This is a genomic window from Corallococcus sp. RDP092CA, assembly GCF_041903675.1.
In the GTDB taxonomy this organism is placed as follows: domain Bacteria; phylum Myxococcota; class Myxococcia; order Myxococcales; family Myxococcaceae; genus Corallococcus.
This window is the reverse complement of the sequence record NZ_JAYESI010000024.1, coordinates 94,704-110,779: the sequence shown is the minus strand read 5'-3', so window position 1 is coordinate 110,779 and position 16,076 is coordinate 94,704. Positions and strand designations below refer to the sequence as shown.

At 72.3% G+C, this 16,076-nt stretch carries 16 protein-coding genes; 6 read left to right on the top strand and 10 right to left on the bottom strand.

The window, feature by feature from the left end; genetic code table 11:
- Positions 1–136: 136 nt before the first annotated feature.
- From U8525_RS24315 to U8525_RS24300, 4 genes are all read right to left on the bottom strand, one after another.
- Positions 137–1,498, bottom strand: a complete 1,362-nt coding sequence (locus U8525_RS24315) for a DHA2 family efflux MFS transporter permease subunit (protein ID WP_374268714.1) — start codon at positions 1,496–1,498, stop codon at positions 137–139.
- 240 nt (positions 1,499–1,738) lie between these two features.
- Positions 1,739–2,272 (bottom strand): hypothetical protein, encoded by a 534-nt coding sequence (locus U8525_RS24310; RefSeq protein ID WP_374268686.1) that lies wholly within the window; start codon positions 2,270–2,272, stop codon positions 1,739–1,741.
- Between the two features lie 13 nt (positions 2,273–2,285).
- Complete coding sequence (locus tag U8525_RS24305) at positions 2,286–2,669, bottom strand: hypothetical protein (RefSeq protein WP_374268685.1); 384 nt, start codon at positions 2,667–2,669, stop codon at positions 2,286–2,288.
- 7 nt (positions 2,670–2,676) lie between these two features.
- On the bottom strand, positions 2,677–3,570 hold the full coding sequence (locus U8525_RS24300) for a hypothetical protein (protein ID WP_374268684.1): 894 nt from the start codon (positions 3,568–3,570) through the stop codon (positions 2,677–2,679).
- A gap of 355 nt (positions 3,571–3,925) precedes the next feature.
- Here U8525_RS24300 and U8525_RS24295 point away from each other — a divergent pair, with 355 nt between their 5' ends.
- From U8525_RS24295 to U8525_RS24280, 4 genes are all read left to right on the top strand, one after another.
- Positions 3,926–5,884 carry a M3 family metallopeptidase gene (locus U8525_RS24295; RefSeq protein ID WP_374268713.1) on the top strand — a complete coding sequence of 653 codons (1,959 nt, stop codon included), beginning with the start codon at positions 3,926–3,928 and terminating at the stop codon, positions 5,882–5,884.
- Positions 5,885–6,200: 316 nt separating this feature from the next.
- Positions 6,201–7,847 carry a DUF1592 domain-containing protein gene (locus U8525_RS24290; RefSeq protein ID WP_374268683.1) on the top strand — a complete coding sequence of 549 codons (1,647 nt, stop codon included), beginning with the start codon at positions 6,201–6,203 and terminating at the stop codon, positions 7,845–7,847.
- A complete protein-coding gene (locus U8525_RS24285) occupies positions 7,844–9,172 on the top strand; it encodes a DUF1552 domain-containing protein (protein ID WP_374268682.1) in 1,329 nt (442 codons plus the stop codon). Before U8525_RS24290 ends, U8525_RS24285 begins: the two co-directional genes overlap by 4 nt.
- Before the next feature lie 87 nt (positions 9,173–9,259).
- Positions 9,260–9,913 (top strand): CAP domain-containing protein, encoded by a 654-nt coding sequence (locus U8525_RS24280; RefSeq protein WP_374268681.1) that lies wholly within the window; start codon positions 9,260–9,262, stop codon positions 9,911–9,913.
- Here the strand turns inward: U8525_RS24280 and U8525_RS24275 are convergent.
- Genes U8525_RS24275 through U8525_RS24265 form a run of 3 tightly spaced genes read right to left on the bottom strand, consistent with a single transcriptional unit; the run spans position 9,907 to position 11,818 of the window.
- Complete coding sequence (locus tag U8525_RS24275) at positions 9,907–10,926, bottom strand: hypothetical protein (RefSeq protein WP_374268680.1); 1,020 nt, start codon at positions 10,924–10,926, stop codon at positions 9,907–9,909. The two genes, U8525_RS24280 and U8525_RS24275, sit on opposite strands and share 7 nt — an antisense overlap.
- Positions 10,923–11,600 (bottom strand): tetratricopeptide repeat protein, encoded by a 678-nt coding sequence (locus tag U8525_RS24270; protein ID WP_374268712.1) that lies wholly within the window; start codon positions 11,598–11,600, stop codon positions 10,923–10,925. The genes U8525_RS24275 and U8525_RS24270 overlap by 4 nt, the downstream gene beginning before the upstream one ends.
- A 5-nt stretch (positions 11,601–11,605) precedes the next feature.
- A complete protein-coding gene (locus U8525_RS24265) occupies positions 11,606–11,818 on the bottom strand; it encodes a hypothetical protein (RefSeq protein ID WP_374268679.1) in 213 nt (70 codons plus the stop codon).
- Between the two features lie 114 nt (positions 11,819–11,932).
- Here U8525_RS24265 and U8525_RS24260 point away from each other — a divergent pair, with 114 nt between their 5' ends.
- Positions 11,933–12,547: a CAP domain-containing protein gene (locus U8525_RS24260; RefSeq protein WP_374268678.1), complete on the top strand. Its 615-nt coding sequence runs from the start codon at positions 11,933–11,935 to the stop codon at positions 12,545–12,547.
- A gap of 22 nt (positions 12,548–12,569) precedes the next feature.
- Here the strand turns inward: U8525_RS24260 and U8525_RS24255 are convergent, their stop codons facing one another.
- From U8525_RS24255 to U8525_RS24245, 3 genes are all read right to left on the bottom strand, one after another.
- Positions 12,570–13,403: a dienelactone hydrolase family protein gene (locus tag U8525_RS24255; RefSeq protein ID WP_374268677.1), complete on the bottom strand. Its 834-nt coding sequence runs from the start codon at positions 13,401–13,403 to the stop codon at positions 12,570–12,572.
- A gap of 186 nt (positions 13,404–13,589) precedes the next feature.
- The gene (locus U8525_RS24250; RefSeq protein WP_374268711.1) at positions 13,590–14,408 is read right to left on the bottom strand and encodes an FKBP-type peptidyl-prolyl cis-trans isomerase; all 819 of its coding nucleotides are present in this window, start codon (positions 14,406–14,408) and stop codon (positions 13,590–13,592) included.
- A 202-nt stretch (positions 14,409–14,610) separates the two neighbouring features.
- Positions 14,611–14,871 carry a GlsB/YeaQ/YmgE family stress response membrane protein gene (locus U8525_RS24245; protein WP_374268676.1) on the bottom strand — a complete coding sequence of 87 codons (261 nt, stop codon included), beginning with the start codon at positions 14,869–14,871 and terminating at the stop codon, positions 14,611–14,613.
- A gap of 98 nt (positions 14,872–14,969) precedes the next feature.
- Here U8525_RS24245 and U8525_RS24240 point away from each other — a divergent pair, with 98 nt between their 5' ends.
- A complete protein-coding gene (locus tag U8525_RS24240; protein ID WP_374268675.1) occupies positions 14,970–16,076 on the top strand; it encodes a GNAT family N-acetyltransferase in 1,107 nt (368 codons plus the stop codon).

The window sequence follows — 16,076 nt, the reverse complement described above, 5'->3', positions numbered from 1 at the left end:
GCCCGGCGACCCGCGCCTGCCGGGCGGGGCACGTCAGCGCGCCTGGGGTCCGCGCGGCGGCTCGAAGCCAGAGGACCGCCTGCCCCTCCGGCGGGGGCTCGCGCGGAGGTCCTGGCGGCGGCGCCTGACAGACGCCTCAGCCGCGCGCCGTGGCCCGACCGCCGATGTGCTCTCCCGCGTTCGGACGCAGCCGGCGGAAGAGCGGCCCGGCCAGCGACGACACGAAGCCGATGGCGAGGAACGGCAGGAGGAAGCGCTCCGGCGTGAGGCGCACGTCCCCGCCGCCGCGCGCCACGTGCAGCATCAGGCCGCCGAAGCTGATGCCCACGCTCAGCGCCATCTGCTGCGTCACCACCGCGACGGTGGAGGCGTTGCTCACCGCCTCCCTGGGGAGGTCCGCGTAGGCCATCGTGTTGGTGGCGGTGAACTGCAAGGAGCGCATGAAGCCGCTGCACACGAGCGCGCCGATGATGACCGGGATGGGCGTCCCGTATCCGAAGAAGGCGGGCACCGCCGTCAGCGCGGCGGTCAGCAGGTTGGAGGCGATGAGCGTCTGGCGGAAGCCCACGCGGCGGATGAGCGCGGGCGCCACCGGCTTGCACGCGAAGGCCCCCAGCCCCGTCCCGATGGTGACGAGCCCCGCCTCCAGCGGTCCCCAGCCCAGCGCCACCTGGAAGAGCAGCGGCAGCAGGAAGGGCGTCGCCCCCAGGCCGATGCGCACCAGCGCGCCGCCCACCATGCTGGCGCGGAAGGTGTCCACCTGGAACAGGCGCAGGTCGAGCACCGGGCGCGGCGTGCGCAGCGCGTGCCACACGTAGGCGGCGAGCGCCCCCACCGCCACCAGCACGATGCCCACCTGCACGGGCCAGGGCACCAGGCCAATGCCCACCGTCTCCGCCGCGCCCATCAGCGCGGTGATGGCGACCACGGCGATGGCGAAGCCCCGGGTGTCGAAGGGGCCGGGGTCCGGCTGCTTCAGCGGCGGCACGAAGCGCGCCACGGCCCACATGCCCAGCACGCCCACCGGCACGTTGATGAAGAAGATCCACGGCCAGTCCGCGACGCCCAGGATGATGCCCGCGAGCGGCGGGCCCAGCAGCGGCCCCACCAGCGCGGGCATGGTGAACCAGCTCATCGCGGCCACCAGCTTCTCGCGCGGCGCCGAGTTGACGACGATGAGCCGCCCCACGGGCGTCATCAGCGCGCCGCCCAGGCCCTGCAGGGTGCGGAAGACCACGAGCTGCGCCAGCGTCCGCGAGAAGCCGCACAGCACGGAGCCCGCGAGGAACACGACCATGGCGGTCATGAAGACGCGGCGCGGCCCGAAGCGGTCGGCGATCCACCCGCTCGCGGGCGCGAGCACGGCCAGCGCCAGGATGTACGACGTCAGCGCCAGCTTGAGGTGGACGGGGTCGGTGCCGAACGCCACGGACAGGGTGGGCAGCGCGGTGGACAGGGCCGTGGAGTCCAGGAACTCCATGAACAGCGCGCTGGCCACCGCGATGGATGCCAGCCGGGAGCCTCGCGTGGAGGGTGTGCTGGAGATCGCGGTGGAGGCAGGCGCGCTGGAGACGGACACGTCCTTTTCTATGCGCACGCCGCGCCATGCCTGTCACGCCTGAGTGAAGGCGCGACCGCGAACGGCAGAAGCCTGCTTACTCCCAACGCGAAGCGACGGGGCCGCGCGTGGAGCTGACGCCTGGCTGCCCGCAGGGTGGCCAACCGGGCGCGGCGGCGCTCAGGGCTCCTCGGGCGGTTCGCGCCTCGCGGCGTCAGCCAGGGTGCGCGCCTCTTCGCGCAGCTCCTCCAGCCGGACGCGGTGGCGCTGGAGCAGCGCGTCCACCTGCTCGACGCGGGCCTTGTCTCCGCGCGCCTTCGCCTCCTGCCGCTCCCCTTCCAGCCGCGACACGTCGCGGCCCAGCAGCGTGGTGATGTGCTGCGTCTTCTCCAGCTTCCAGCGCGCCGTCTGGGGCCTCTCCTGCTCGATGGGGTCGTTCTGCTGCGGCGGTGCGTTGGCCACCTCCGGCTCCGGCGGCACGTCCCCGGGCGCGGGCGGCACCACCGTGGCGTGGGGCGGCGCGGGGTCCGGCGTCCGCGCCGGCACCGCGCGCTCCGGCGACACCGGGGCCGCCGTCACCGGAGCAGGGACCGCCTGGGGCACATCCCCCCCGGAGGGGGCAGGGGCCTCCCGGGCCGGCCACAGCAGCACGGCGCCGAGCGCGATCACCAGCGCGCTCGCGCCTCCCAGCATCACCCGCTCGCGGTTCCGCATCGTCCACGGCTCCCTACAACCGAAGGCGCCAGCCGTCACCCTGGCGCTCCACCCGGAAGAGGAACGGCTCCGCGCGCTCCGTCCCTCCCTGCGACACGCGCGCCCGCACGACCACCGCGTTCGGGTCGCGGCCATCCACCTTCGCGTCCAGCACCTCCACCAGGTCCAGGCCATGCTCGCGCAGGACCTTCACCGTCTCCTCGCACGCGGGGACGCCCTGCCCCGTCACCAGCAGGGGGCCCAGCACCGCGCAGTCCCCGTCCGGCAGGGCCTGGAAGAAGCGGCGCACCACCGCCTCGCCGGCCTCCGCCCCGGAGGACCCCGTGGACGTGCAGCCGAGCGCGGCGAGCCACAGCCCCGCCACCCCCACCGCGTGTCTCACCGCGCGTCGTCTCATCCGGCCTTCAGTAGCAGTTGGGCGCGAACAGCTCGTCGTCCACCGCGGACACGAACTGATCATCGCAGTAGCCGGACGCCAGCACGTGGCCGTTGCGCACGCAGCCGTCGTGGTTGGTGGCGTCCAGCGTGTACTGCGTGTCGCCACCGCAGCCGCCGCCGCAGCGGCCGAAGCAGTTGCCCATCACCTTGGGGCGCGACCAGTGGTCCGGCTCGCCGCACACCCAGGTGCTGCCGTTCAGGTAGTACTCGTCGCCGTTGCACGACGTGTGGTCCCCCAGCTGGGCGATCTGCTGGTTCTTCGGGTTGTCGAAGCCGCCCTTGTTGCAGTCGTGCTTCGCGTACGAGTACCAGTTGTACGTGCCGCCGCAGCTGCCCGTGTTCTTGCCGCCGCACTTCGCGTAGCTGCACAGCATGGTGTAGCCGCGGCCCTGCTCGCCCATCACCGTGCGCTTGAGCGCGACGCTCGTGGGCTGCTGCGCCCACAGGCCCACCGCGCGGCGCAGGTACATGGCCTCCGGCGCCGCCGCGTCACCCTGCGGCAGGCCCTGGTTCAGCGCCCCGTAGAACGCGCTCAGCGCCTGCCGGTCCGCGTCCACCACCTGCGTGTCCTGCACGTTCGCGTCCGCGAAGCCGTCCAGCGTGGACACGCCCGACGCCGGGTCCATCAGCCCCGTCAGCGTCATGCCGTGCATGCGCACCTCCACGCGGTACACGCCGGGCTCCACCTCGCGCGAGGCGAAGGACACCGTCTGCCCGTCGTGCGCCCAGCGGCCCTCGGTCAGCCCCGCCCCGGTGGTGAGCGACAGCCCCTCGGGAGGCGCCGGGGGCGCTTCCGTGCCGGCCCCGCCACAGCCCCACAGCAACAACGCCGCGACCGCACCACCCAGTGCCTTGCGCATCCGTGTTCACCCTCCGGCCAGGACAACTTCCAAGAATTCGAGGTGAGCGCCGGATTACCGGGGGGCTGGATGGGACACAAGGCGGGGTGCGTCAGGGGGGCCTCCAGGCATCCGGCCGGTGCCGGGGGTCGCCGGGCGTTCACGGCGAACGGGCGCGGAGGGGTGGGGATGTGGCATGACGGCCCCCGCGAAGCAGGTCGTTCCCCTTGTGGAGGAAGTCCCCTTGAGAATCCCCGCACTGACTGTGTTGGCGGCACTCGCCGCGACGGGTTGCTCCAACGGCAGCGTCACCCAGAACCGCGAGGCCATGGCCCGCCTGGCGGCCAACGCCGCGGCGAAGCCCCAGCTGGCGCCCATGAAGGGCTCGGAGGCCCTGGCCGGCGCGCCGGACGCATACAAGGCCCTGTGCAAGGCGGACCTGGAGCGAGCCCAGGCGCAGGTGGAGGCGCTGAAGAAGCTGGATCCGAAGACGAACGGCCAGGGCGTCCTCAAGGCCTACGACGAGGCGCAGACGGCCCTCATCAACGCGGCCAACCGCTCCAGCCTCACGCACGAGGTGCACCCGGACGCCGCCATGCGCGACGCGGCCCGCGAGTGCGAGCAGCAGGTGGACGCGGCCAACGTGGCGCTGTCCCAGGACCGCGGCGTCTACGACGCGCTGTCGCTGGTGGACCTGTCCAAGGAGGACGAGGCCACGCGCTACTGGATGGACCGCACGCTCCTGGACTTCCGCCGCGCGGGCGTGGACCGGGACGAGGCCACGCGCGCCAAGGTGAAGGCGCTCAACGAGGAGATCCTCAAGCTGGGCCAGCAGTTCGGGCAGAACATCGCGGAGGACACGCGCAGCGTGGCCTTCACGCCCAAGGAGCTGGACGGGCTGCCGGAGGACTACAAGAAGGCGCACGCGCCGGGCGCGGACGGCAAGGTGGTCATCACCAGCAACTACCCGGACTACTTCCCGTTCATGACGTACGCGAAGAACGCGAAGGCGCGCGAGAAGCTCTGGCGCACCTACCGTCAGCGCGCGTTCCCCAAGAACCAGGCGGTGCTCGCGCAGCTCATCGAGAAGCGCGACGAGCTGGCGAAGCTGCTGGGCTATGACTCCTACGCGGCCTTCACCACCGAGACGCGCATGACGCGCACGCAGCAGGCGGCGGCGGACTTCATCGACCAGCTGGCGCAGGCCACGGAGGCCCGCGCGAAGAAGGAGATGGCGGAGCTGCTGGCGCGCAAGAAGAAGGACGTGAAGGGCGCCACCGCGGTGGAGCCGTGGGACCAGGACTACTACGAGGACCGGCTGCGCGCGGAGAAGTTCGGCTACGACTCGCAGGCGGTGCGGCCCTACCTGGAGTACGCGCGGGTGAAGGACGGCGTGATGGGCATCACCTCCAGCCTGTGGGGGGTGGCCTTCCAGCCGGTGAAGGACGCGAAGACGTGGCACGCCGACGTGGAGGCGTATGACGTCGTCGACAACGGCAAGCCGCTGGGCCGCATCTACCTGGACATGCACCCGCGCGACGACAAGTACAAGCACGCGGCGCAGTTCGACCTGATCACCGGTGAAGAGGGCAGGCGGCTGCCGGAGGGCGTGCTGGTGTGCAACTTCCCGCGCCCCGGCGACCTGATGACGCACGACGAGGTGGAGACGTTCTTCCACGAGTTCGGCCACCTGATGCACGCCATCTTCTCCGGCCACCAGAAGTGGACGCCCATCTCCGGCATCTCCACGGAGCGCGACTTCGTGGAGACGCCGTCCATGCTGTTGCAGCAGTGGGCCGAGCAGCCGGAGGTGCTCAAGAGCTTCGCCAAGCACCACGAGTCCAACGAGCCCATCCCCGCGGAGCTGGTGGAGAAGCTGCGCGCGTCGAAGGAGTTCGGCACGGGGCTGTGGGCGCGCCGCCAGCTCTTCCTGTCCGCGGTCAGCCTCCAGTACTACTCGCGCACGCCGGGCTTCGACACGGCCGCGGTGCTGGCGGAGCTCCAGAAGAAGCTGTCCCCCTTCCGCCACGAGTACCGAGACGGCACCCACTTCGAGCTCGCCTTCGGGCACCTGGATGGGTACTCGGCCGCGTACTACACGTACCTCTGGTCCTCCGTCATCGCGAAGGACCTGGAGTCGAGGTTCCAGGAGAAGGGCTACCTGGACCGTGACACGGCCATGCAGTACCGCAAGACGGTGCTGGAGCCCGGTGGCTCCAAGCCCGCCGCGGCGCTGGTGAAGGACTTCCTCGGCCGGCCCTACGGCTTCGAGGCCTACCGCGCGTACCTCGACGGCGCCCCGAAGACGACGGGCACCGCGAAGGACTCGCAGTAGCGCGGGTCACCGCCCCGGAAGCGGGCCGCGTCTCCCTGCCCGCTTCCGGGACGCCGCGCCGCCTGACCCGCCCTGCCGGGCAGGGGTCGGCGCGCGGTGCCTCCCCGGGCCCGGGGCCCGGCCCGGTCGCGGAACACTTCTTCCCTTCCCAGTCCCTCGCGCAGGCCCGTCTCCACCCTGGAGATGGAGCCGTGCGTCGGCCCGTCGTCACGCGGCGTTGGTGAGGGACTTGCTTCGGAGCGCGCTCGCCGGGGTCCGTTCACGGCCCGGAGGAGGCGTGCTCAAGGTGATGGCCTGCGGTCGGAGATGGCGGAGGGTGGGCCTCGCGGCGGCGGCGGCGCTGACCGTGGGGTGCAGCGAGTCTCCCCCCAAGGCGCGGGTGCTGCCGGGACCGGACGCGCCCGACACCACGCCCGTGGATCCAGCGGACGCGCTGTGCCGCTCGGCGGCGCGCGACCCGGGCCGCGTCACGCTGCACCGCCTCAACCGGGCTGAATACAACAACACCGTGCGCGACCTGCTGGGGGACACGAGCGCCCCCGCGAGCGACTTCCCGCCGGACGACCACGGCTTCGGCTTCGACAACAACGCGGACGTGCTCAGCATGTCCCCGCTGCTGATGGAGAAGTACTCGCACGCGGCGGAGGCGCTGGTGGAGGCCGCGTGGGCGCGGGGCGCGTTCAACACGTGCGCGCTCGACCCGGCCCAGCCGGAGGCGTGCGCTCGCGAGGTGCTCAGGACCTTCGCGCGCCGCGCCTGGCGCCGCCCCGTCACGTCGGAGGAGGTGGAGCGGCTGGTCGCGTTCGTCACGCTGGCCCGCCAGCAGGGCGATGCGCCGGAGGTGGGCGTGAAGCTGGCGCTGCGCGCGGTGCTGGTGTCGCCGCGCTTCCTCTTCCGCGTGGAGCTGGACGCCGCCCCCACCTCCACCGCGCCGCACCCCATCAGCGACCTGGAGCTGGCGAGCCGCCTGTCCTACTTCCTCTGGAGCAGCATGCCGGATGAAGCGCTGCTCCAGCTCGCGGAGGGCGGCCACCTGCATGAGCCGGAGGTGCTGGAGGCGCAGGTGCGTCGCATGCTGGCCGACCCCAAGGCCCGCGCGCTGGTGGACAACTTCGCGGGCCAGTGGCTCTACATGCGAGCGCTCGACTTCTCCCAGCCGATGTCGCGCTACGGCTTCGACGAGCCGCTGCGCGAGGCCATGCGCCAGGAGCTACAGCTCGTCTTCCAGGAGTTCGTCACCGGCGACCACCGCCTCAAGGACCTGCTGGACGCGCCCTTCACCTACGTGAACGACCGGCTGGCCACGCACTACGGCCTGCCCAAGCCGGGCACCTCCGCGATGACGCGCGTGGAGCTGAAGGACCACCCGGAGCGCGCGGGCCTCTTCGGGAAGGGCGCGCTGCTCACCGTCACCGCCAACCCGGACCGCACGTCGCCGGTGAAGCGCGGCGTCTGGGTGCTGGAGCAGCTGCTGTGCAAGGCACCGCCGCCGCCACCGCCGGACGCGGGCGGGCTGGCCCCGGCGGTGGACCCCACGCTCAACATCAAGGAGCGCATGGCGCAGCACCGCGCGAACCCGTCCTGCGCGGGCTGTCACTCGCTGATGGATCCGCTGGGCTTCGGCATGGAGAACTTCGACCCGGTGGGCCGCTGGCGCACGCAGGAGGAGGGCGGCGCGACGGTGGACCCCAGCGGGGAGCTGCCCGGAGGCAAGTCGTTCAACGGCGTGGTGGAGATGCGCGCGGTGGTGAAGCAGGACCCGGACCTGTCCGCGTGCATGACGCGCCACCTGCTCACCTACGCGCTCGGGCGCGGCGCGGACGAGCAGGACCGCTGCACCGTGCGGGACATCTCCCAGCAGGCCGAGGCCCAGGGCGGCCGTCTCACCGACTACATCCTCGCCATCGTCCGCAGCGACGCGTTCCTGCAGCGGCGCGGCGAGGCGGAGGCACCCAAGCCATGAGCCGCACCCCCACCCTCTCCCGACGGACGCTCCTGCGCGGCCTGGGCGCGCTGATGGCGCTGCCCCTGCTGGACGTGATGCGCCCCAGCGCGGCCCGCGCCGCCACGCCGGCCCCGCGCCGCTTCGTGGCCTTCTACACGCCCTGCGGCATCCACATGCCCAAGTGGACGCCCGCGAGCGAGGGCGCGGAGTACTCGCTGACGCCCACGCTCGCGTCGCTGGCGCCGGTGAAGAGCGACCTGCTGGTGCTGAGCGGCCTGGACAACCTGCCCGGCAAGCCGGACGGCGACGGCCACCACGCCGCCGCGACAGCCGCGTTCCTCTCCTGCGTGAAGGCGCGCAAGACGGAGGGCACCAACATCCGCACCGGCATCTCCATGGACCAGGTGCTGGCGAACGCGGTGGGCAAGGCCACGCGCTTCCCGTCGATGGAGCTGGGCATCGACCAGGGCAAGGGCATTGGCAACTGCGACTCCGGCTACGCGTGCCCCTACGCGAACAACATCGCCTGGGCGGGGCCGTCCACCCCCGTGCCCAAGGAGACGAAGCCCCGCGCCGCCTTCGAGCGGCTCTTCGCGGACTTCGACCCGAACGTCACCCAGGCGGAGCTGGCCAGGCGCAAGGCGTACGGCCTGAGCATCATCGACGCCGTGCGCGACGACGCGAAGGCGCTCCAGGCGAAGCTGGGCACCACGGACCAGCGCAAGCTGGACGAGTACTTCACCGGCGTGCGCGAGCTGGAGCTGCGCGTGAACGCGCTGGACGGCGCGGGCCCCACGTGCGGCGCCGTCGCCGCGCCCGCGGACACCGTGGACGTGCGCGAGAAGACGAAGGCGATGCTGGACCTCATCGTGCTCGCGTTCCAGTGCGACCTGACCCGCACGTGCACCTTCATGCTGGGCAACGCGCGCAGCGAGCGCGTGTATTCGTTCCTGGGGCTGACCGGCGAGCACCACGCGTACTCGCACCACCAGCGGGCCCAGGCCAACTACGACGCGCTGGCCAGGATCGACAAGTGGGAGGTGGAGCAGTTCTCCTACCTCCTCCAGCGCATGAAGGGCGTGCAGGAGGAGGGCGGGACGCTGCTGGACCACAGCGTCGCGTACTTCTCCAGCGAGATCGCCGACGGCAACATGCACGAGCACAAGAACCTGCCCATCCTGCTCGCGGGCCGCGCGGGCGGCGCCATCGCCCCGGGCCGGCACATCCGCTACGGCGGCGCGCCGCTGGCGAACCTCTACATCGCCCTGCTCGGCATGCTCGGCGTGCCCACCGCGACCTTCGGCGACGACGGGACGGGGCCGCTCACCGGGCTGGGCGCGTAGGGCAGGAGAGCGCTCGGGCCCACCGGGCGCCGCCTGCCCGGTGCGGTTCTCCTGCACGCGGGGCGCCGGTGCGGAATGATTCCGCGCATGGCTCCTCCTGTGTTCCGTCGTGGGCTCGCCGTGGTGCTGCTGGCCCCGTTGCTCGGCTGTGGCTCCAGCGCGGACGCGCGGCGGCCCGTCTCCGCCTCCACGAGGAAGGCCGCGACCACCGCTGTCGCGCGCAAGGCCCCCGCGGCCACGCCCGCGCCCGGGGAGGGCGCTCGCAAGCCGGTGCCGTCCGCCGCGGAGCTGAAGCGCGACATGGTGGCCGCGCACAACGAGGCGCGGGCGAGGGCCGCGCGCCCCACGCCGAAGCCGGCGCTGCCCGCGCTCACCTGGTCCGACGAGGCGGCGCGCAAGGCGGAGGCCTACGTGAAGGAGTGCCGCTTCGAGCACAACCCGGACCGGGGCGGCTTCGGTGAGAACCTGGCCGCCGCGACGCCGGACACCTGGACCACCGCGCAGGTGGTGAAGGGCTGGGCGGACGAGGCCGCCGACTACGACCACGCCTCCGGCAGGTGCAAGGCCGGGAAGATGTGCGGCCACTACACGCAGGTGGTGTGGCGCACCACGAAGGCGGTGGGCTGCGCGACGCGGCTGTGCACGAAGAACTCGCCCTTCGGCGGGGACGTGAAGACGTGGCAGCTCTGGGTGTGCAACTACGCGCCGCCGGGCAACTGGGTGGGCGAGAAGCCCTACTGAGCCGCGAGCGTGACGACCTCGATGCCGCTCGCCGTGCCCACGGCGAAGCGGCGGTGCGCGGGGTCCAGCGCGAGGGGCGGCGGGGTCGGCAGGTGGCCGCGCATGCTGCCCAGCGCCCTCCCCGTGTCCAGGTCCTCCCAGCGCTGGACGACGCGGCCGGTGGAGCGAGACACGAGCTTCGGGTGCTCGAAGAAGTCCACCACGTGCTCCGCGTCCACGACCATCAGCGGGCCCGCGGGCTCCTCCAGCGTCACCTCCGCCAGCACCTTCCGCTCCGTCAGCGAGTACGTGCCCAGGAAGAAGGTGGCGTCGTCGCGGGACTCTTCAATCCGCGCGAAGACGAGCGTGTCCTTCGCGCCGAAGGCCACGGACGTGAGGAAGAGGCCGTTCTCCACGCCGTCCATCAGCGCGGCGCTGTCCAGCGACGCGGGCGCCTCCAGCGCGCGGGGCACGTCGAACACCGACGCCGCGTCCACCGGGTGCCAGATCCACCCCGCGCTCGCCAGGTGGCGCCCGTCCGGGCTGAACTGGAGCCGCGAGTGGAAGATGTCCGTCGGGAGGTTGTCGCGCTTCGTGAGGCGCTCGCCCGTGGCGGCGTCCTCCAGCTCCAGCACGCAGTACGACTCCGGGCAGTGCGCCAGCAGCGTGCGTCCGCTGGGGAGCGTGTGCAGGGCCACGGGATAGTCGTGGGTGTCCGCGTGGTAGAAGTCGCGCGTGAGCTGCCGGACCACCTCCGTGCCGTCGAGCAGCAGCCCCGTGGTCCCCAGCGACTCGTACAGCACGCTGTAGCGGCCGTCCGGGGACATCACCGACCGGTCGAAGCGGTAGGAGTAGCGCACGTGCGGGTCGAAGGTGGCGCCATCCAGGTGGTAGCGCACCAGCCCCCCCACCGGGTCCACGAGCGCGTCGCCGCTCCAGCACAGGGAGGACACGGCGCCCGGGGTCTTCAGGGTCTGTCTCTGGAAATCCATGGCGCCGGGGACGGGGGTGCCCTGCGCGGGCTGACGGCTCAAGCGGGGATCATCGTCAGGAGCTGCTGGGCCTTCGCGCGCAGCTCCTTGTCGTTCCCCTGGAGGACCTGCTCCGCGTGATGGCGGGCCCTGGCGGGCTCGCCCAGGCGCAGCGCCAGCGCCAGGTTGAAGTGCGTGGCGGGGTCGTCCGGGTGCGCCGCCAGCACCGGGGTCAGCACGCGCGCGGCGAGCTCGGGGCCCTCCTGGGGCACATGCTCCAGGTAGTGCACCGCCAGGTCGTTGGGCGCGCCCGTGTCCGTGGGCGCCCGCGCGACGGCCTCCTCCAGCAGCGCGCGCACCCGGCCGCGCTGGCCCGCGATGTCCAGCGCCCGCGCGAGCTGCCGGCGGGCCTCCACCGACTCAGGGTCGCGCTGGAGGACCTCCTCGAAGAGGGGCAGGGCCTCCGCCAGCCTGCCGGCGAGCAGCGCGGCCATCGCGTGCAGGCCGATGAAGTTGGGGTTCTCCGGCGCCAGCTGGCGCAGCCGCTGCGCGGCGGCCAGGGCGTTCTGCGTGAGGCCCCCGAGCAGCGACAGGTTGAAGATCTCCTCCCAGAGGACCGCGTCGTCCGGCGCCAGCGTCAGCGCGTCCCGCAGCTCCTGGAGCGCGAGCCCCAGGTCCCCCGTCTCCAGATACGCCCGCGAGCGATCCCACTGCGCGCGGTAGGACTCCATCGCCATCGTGCTCAACCCCGGAACATCTTGTGGAACAGCCGCATGAACATGCCCGACCTGGGAGCGGTCTCCGGGCGGCCGGACTGCTGCTGCTGCGCCTCCGACTGGAGGTCCAGCTTCATCTTCAGCTTCTTGAGGTCCGGGTCGATGGAAAAGGTGCTGAACTCATCGTTCCCTTCAAGGGCTGTCTGGATCTTCCGCGCGCGGGATTCGTCCTGGCTCATGTCGCGTCTCCTGACCGGACCCCGACCCTACCACGGGGCCCTCGTCCCACCTCATCCCAGCGGCCCTCCTGTCCGCTTGCCCGCACACCCACCCGCGCGAGGATAATCCCTCCCATGCGACGCCCCTCCCTCCTCCGGTCCCTGTCTTCCGTTGGGCTGCTCAGCCCGTTCCTCCTGCTCGCCTGCATCCCGGACGGGGACTCGGACGACGCGACCGCGGACGCGGGCCGCCAGGAGGATGGGGGCACCGACACCGATGCGGGGACCGTGGAGCTGACGCAGTTCGCCCGGGACATGCTGGAGGCCCACAACGCCGCCCGCGCCGCCGCGCAGCCCACGCCGTCGCCCGCGCTGGAGCCGCTCACGTGGGACCCCACGGTGGAGGAGACCGCGCGCAAGTGGGTGGAGCAATGCCAGTTCAAGCACAACGACGACCGGGGCAACGCGGGGGAGAACATCGCCGCCGCCACGCCGGACTATCTGAACGCGAAGGCCGTGGTGAAGGGCTGGGTGGACGAGGCGGCGGACTACGACTACTCGAAGAACACCTGCAAGGCGGGCGAGCAGTGCGGCCACTACACGCAGGTGGTGTGGCGCAACACCCGACGCCTGGGGTGCGCCACGAAGCGCTGCACCGTCAACTCGCCCTTCAGCGGCGCGTCCACCTGGGACTTCTGGGTGTGCAACTACGCGCCCCCGGGCAACTACGTGGGCCAGCGGCCGTACTGAAGGCCGCCGGCCCCGCGCGACCTCAGCGCTTGAGCGTGCGCGCGAGGAACGCGGACGTCTCCGCCCAGGCGGACGCGGCGGCGCGCTCGTCGTAGCGGGCGCCGGAGGGGTTGGCGAAGGCGTGGTCCGCGTCGTACTCCACGATGCGGCTGCGCACGCCGGCCTCGTCCAGGGCCTTCTCGAAGGCCTGCACCGTCTCCGGCGGGATGGACTTGTCCTTCGTGCCGAAGAGGCCCAGCACCTGCGCCTTGATGGTGGAGAGCTGCTGCGGGTCCGTCACCGGGGGGCCGTAGTAGATGACCGCGGCGCTCAGCTCCGGGATGGCCATGGCGGTGCGCAATGACCAGCCCCCGCCGAAGCACCAGCCGATGCTGCCGGTGCGCGGGGCCTGGATGCGCGGGTCGCCCTTGAGGAACGCGTGCGCGGCCAGGAGCGTCTTCGTGGCCTGGTCCGGGTCCACCGCCTTCACCAGCGCGAGCGCCTCGTCCGGCTGGGTGCCCACCTTGCCGTGGTAGAGGTCCACCGCGAGCGCCGCGTAGCCCTCCGCCGCCAGCCGGTCCGTCCAGGCCTGGACGTGCTCGTTGAGGCCCCACCACTCGTGGATGACGAGGATGCCGGGCAGCGGGCCCTTCGCGTCGGGCGGCAGGCTCAGGTAGGCCTTGGAGCCGTCGGCCAACTCCACCTGCTGGCCCTTGCGCTCGGGGGCGGCGTCCGTGCGCAGGGTGTGCATGGCCTTGAACTCCTCCTCGGAGACGGCGCCCGTGGCGGACGGCGTGCGCGACACCTCCGCCGGCCTGCCCGTCGCGCAAGCGGTGAGCATCAGCGCCGCCGCCAGCCCCCACGTGAGCCTCTTCATGTCCGGCCTCATCGTCCGTGTCCTTTCGGGGCCCGGGCTGTCCGGGCCGCTTCGCGTGCCTGCCGGGCGTAGCGCGGTGGGGGGCCTGGCGCCAGCGCGCTGAGACGCGAAGAGGGCCGGCGCGAGGGGGGAGTCCCCCGCGTCCGGCCCTCGCTCTTCAGCGCTCCCGCGTGGGGGAGGCGGTGACTACTTCGTCGCCGGGGGCGGCTTGGCGGCCGGGGGCGGCTTCGCGCCGGGGGCCGGGGGGGTGCCCATCATGTTCGGCATGCCCGGGGGCGCCTCGGGGGGCTTCACGATCTCGAGCAGCTCCACCTCGAACACCAGGGCGGCGCCGCCGGGGATGTTCGGGGGCGCGCCGCGGTCGCCGTAGGCGATGTCGGAGGGGCACACGAGCTGCGCCTTGCCGCCGACCTTCATCTTCTGGAGGCCCTCGGTCCAGCACTTGATGACGCCCTGGAGCGGGAACTGCGTGGGCTCACCGCGCTTGTAGGACGAGTCGAACTCCTTGCCGTCCGCGAGCGTGCCCTTGTAGTGCACCTTCACGATGTCGGTGGCCTGGGGCTGGGGGCCCGTGCCCGCCTGGAGCTCCTTGTAGATGAGGCCGGACTCGGTCTTCACCGCGCCGGGCTCCTTGGCCTTCTCCTCCAGGAACGCCTTGGACTTCTCCTTCTCCGCGTTGGCCTTGCGCAGCGAACGCTCGCGCGCGAGGTCCTGGAGCTTGGGACCGTAGGTCTCCAGGTCCACTTCGGTCTTCTGGCCGGTGACCTGCGCGGTGAGGCCGGCCTTCACGAACTCCAGCTCCTGCGGGGTCATGTCGAACACGCTGATGCTGCGGCCGATGGACAGGCCCAGCGCGTACAGCGTCTTCTGCTCCTCGGTCTGGGGAGCGCCGGCGGTGGCCGCCGCCGTGGAGGTGCCGGTGGCGGAGGTCTCGCCCGGCTTCGCGCCCTGGCCCTGGCAGGCCGTGAGGCTCAGCATCGCCGCGATCAGGATCGTCTTCTTCATCATGATGTCGTCGCCTTTCCTTTGGCTTCAGCGGCGGCCGACCGCCCCCCGCTGCATGCCTGGGGCGCGGTGTACTACAGAAAGTGCCCGGCATCCTCTTGGGAACCGTGCTTTCCCCGGAAGGGGGTCCATGCAGGCAGGACACCCGGCCGCCGGGCCCCCCAACCCGCCAGAAGGCCCCGGATTCCCGGCGGTTGAAGCGCTACCGGGAGCGTCCGCCGAAGGCCGCCTGGGAGACCAGGAGCAGGACGACGGCGCCCAGGATGGCGCCGAGGAACCCGGTGGGCTCCGGGTCGCGCCAGTTGGTGCCCCGCCAGATGGACGTGAGGAAGCCGCCCACGAAGGCGCCGGCGACGCCCAGGACCGTGGTGCCGATGCAGCCCATGCGCTGGTCCCCTGGCAGCACGGCCCGGGCGATGAGCCCCGCGAAGAAGCCAAAGATGATCCACCCCAGCAGCCCCATGACGACCTCCTCATTCCGCGCGTGAAGGCCCGCAATGTGGCGCACGGCGGGCGGGGGCGGAAGTCCATCCTGGCGTCGCATAGGCTGCCACGCGCCCCATGAGCCCCCTCCGCCGAGCCACCCGGGATGACAACGCCGCGCTGCTGGACCTGTTCGGCGACGTGCCCATGACCGGGGACCTGGTGCTCAGCACGCAGCGGTCGCCGGATTACTTCGGCCTCTTCGCCATGCAGCGCGGTGAAGCCGAGGTGTGGGCCCACGGCGAGCCGCCCCGGCTGGACGGCATGGGCGCCATCCACGTGCGGGACGGCTGGCTGGACGGCGCCCCGTGCCGCGTGGGCTACCTGGGCGACCTGCGCACCCGCTTCTCCGCGCGCCGCGCCCGGGGCCTGGCCCGGTTCTATGGGCCCGTCCTGGAGGAGACCTCCCGCCGCCACGGCGTGGACGTGTTCCTCACCGCCGTCATGGCCTCCAACGCCGCCGCGCTCCAGGCCCTGGTGCGGCGGGGCGCGGCCCGGGAAGCGCAGCCGCACTACCACCTGCTGCGCGCCTTCTCCGCCGTCTCGCTCCAGTTCGTGCTGCGCCGCAAGCCGCGCCCCAGCCGCTACACCGTGCGCCGCGCCACCGCCGCGGACGTGCCCGCCATGGCCGCGCTGCTGGACGCGGACCACCGCGCGCGCCCCTTCGGCTACCGCTTCGACACCGGGGAGCTGGAGCACCGGCTCGCGCGCTGGCCGGGACTTCGCGTGGAGGACTCGTTCCTCGCGTTCGACCCCGCCGGGCACCTGGTGGGCTGCACCTCCGCGTGGAACCCCGACGCCGTGAAGCGCTACCGCGTGCTGGCGTACCGGGGCGGCATGAAGTGGGTGCGCCGGGGCTTCAACGCGCTCGCCACCGTCACCGGCGCGCCCCGCCTGCCCGCGCCCGGCGGCGACTTCCGCTACTTCTACCTCTGCAACACCAGCATCCCCTCCGAGGACCCCGCCGTCCTGCGCGCGCTGCTGGACGCCGTCTACGCCGCGTTCCACGGCCAGGGCTTCCACTTCTTCACCGTGCAGCAGGACGCCGGGGACCCGCTGTCCCCGGCCTTCGACGGCTTCCTCCAGCGGCGCCTGGACTTCCACCTCTACGCCGTCACGCCCGCCTCGCGCCCCCCGAGGACCTTCCCCGGGGGACGCACCGGCTTCGAGATCTGCCTGCCCTGA

Excerpts from the sequence above, each read along its gene's own strand:
- U8525_RS24310 (WP_374268686.1), bottom strand. The coding sequence starts at position 2,272 with ATGCGGAACCGCGAGCGGGTGATGCTGGGAGGCGCGAGCGCGCTGGTG.
- U8525_RS24305 (WP_374268685.1), bottom strand. The coding sequence starts at position 2,669 with ATGAGACGACGCGCGGTGAGACACGCGGTGGGGGTGGCGGGGCTGTGG.
- U8525_RS24300 (WP_374268684.1), bottom strand. The coding sequence starts at position 3,570 with ATGCGCAAGGCACTGGGTGGTGCGGTCGCGGCGTTGTTGCTGTGGGGC.
- U8525_RS24295 (WP_374268713.1), top strand. The coding sequence starts at position 3,926 with ATGAAGGGCTCGGAGGCCCTGGCCGGCGCGCCGGACGCATACAAGGCC.
- U8525_RS24285 (WP_374268682.1), top strand. The coding sequence starts at position 7,844 with ATGAGCCGCACCCCCACCCTCTCCCGACGGACGCTCCTGCGCGGCCTG.
- U8525_RS24280 (WP_374268681.1), top strand. The coding sequence starts at position 9,260 with ATGGCTCCTCCTGTGTTCCGTCGTGGGCTCGCCGTGGTGCTGCTGGCC.
- U8525_RS24270 (WP_374268712.1), bottom strand. The coding sequence starts at position 11,600 with ATGGCGATGGAGTCCTACCGCGCGCAGTGGGATCGCTCGCGGGCGTAT.
- U8525_RS24265 (WP_374268679.1), bottom strand. The coding sequence starts at position 11,818 with ATGAGCCAGGACGAATCCCGCGCGCGGAAGATCCAGACAGCCCTTGAA.
- U8525_RS24260 (WP_374268678.1), top strand. The coding sequence starts at position 11,933 with ATGCGACGCCCCTCCCTCCTCCGGTCCCTGTCTTCCGTTGGGCTGCTC.
- U8525_RS24255 (WP_374268677.1), bottom strand. The coding sequence starts at position 13,403 with ATGAAGAGGCTCACGTGGGGGCTGGCGGCGGCGCTGATGCTCACCGCT.
- U8525_RS24250 (WP_374268711.1), bottom strand. The coding sequence starts at position 14,408 with ATGAAGAAGACGATCCTGATCGCGGCGATGCTGAGCCTCACGGCCTGC.
- U8525_RS24245 (WP_374268676.1), bottom strand. The coding sequence starts at position 14,871 with ATGGGGCTGCTGGGGTGGATCATCTTTGGCTTCTTCGCGGGGCTCATC.
- U8525_RS24240 (WP_374268675.1), top strand. The coding sequence starts at position 14,970 with ATGAGCCCCCTCCGCCGAGCCACCCGGGATGACAACGCCGCGCTGCTG.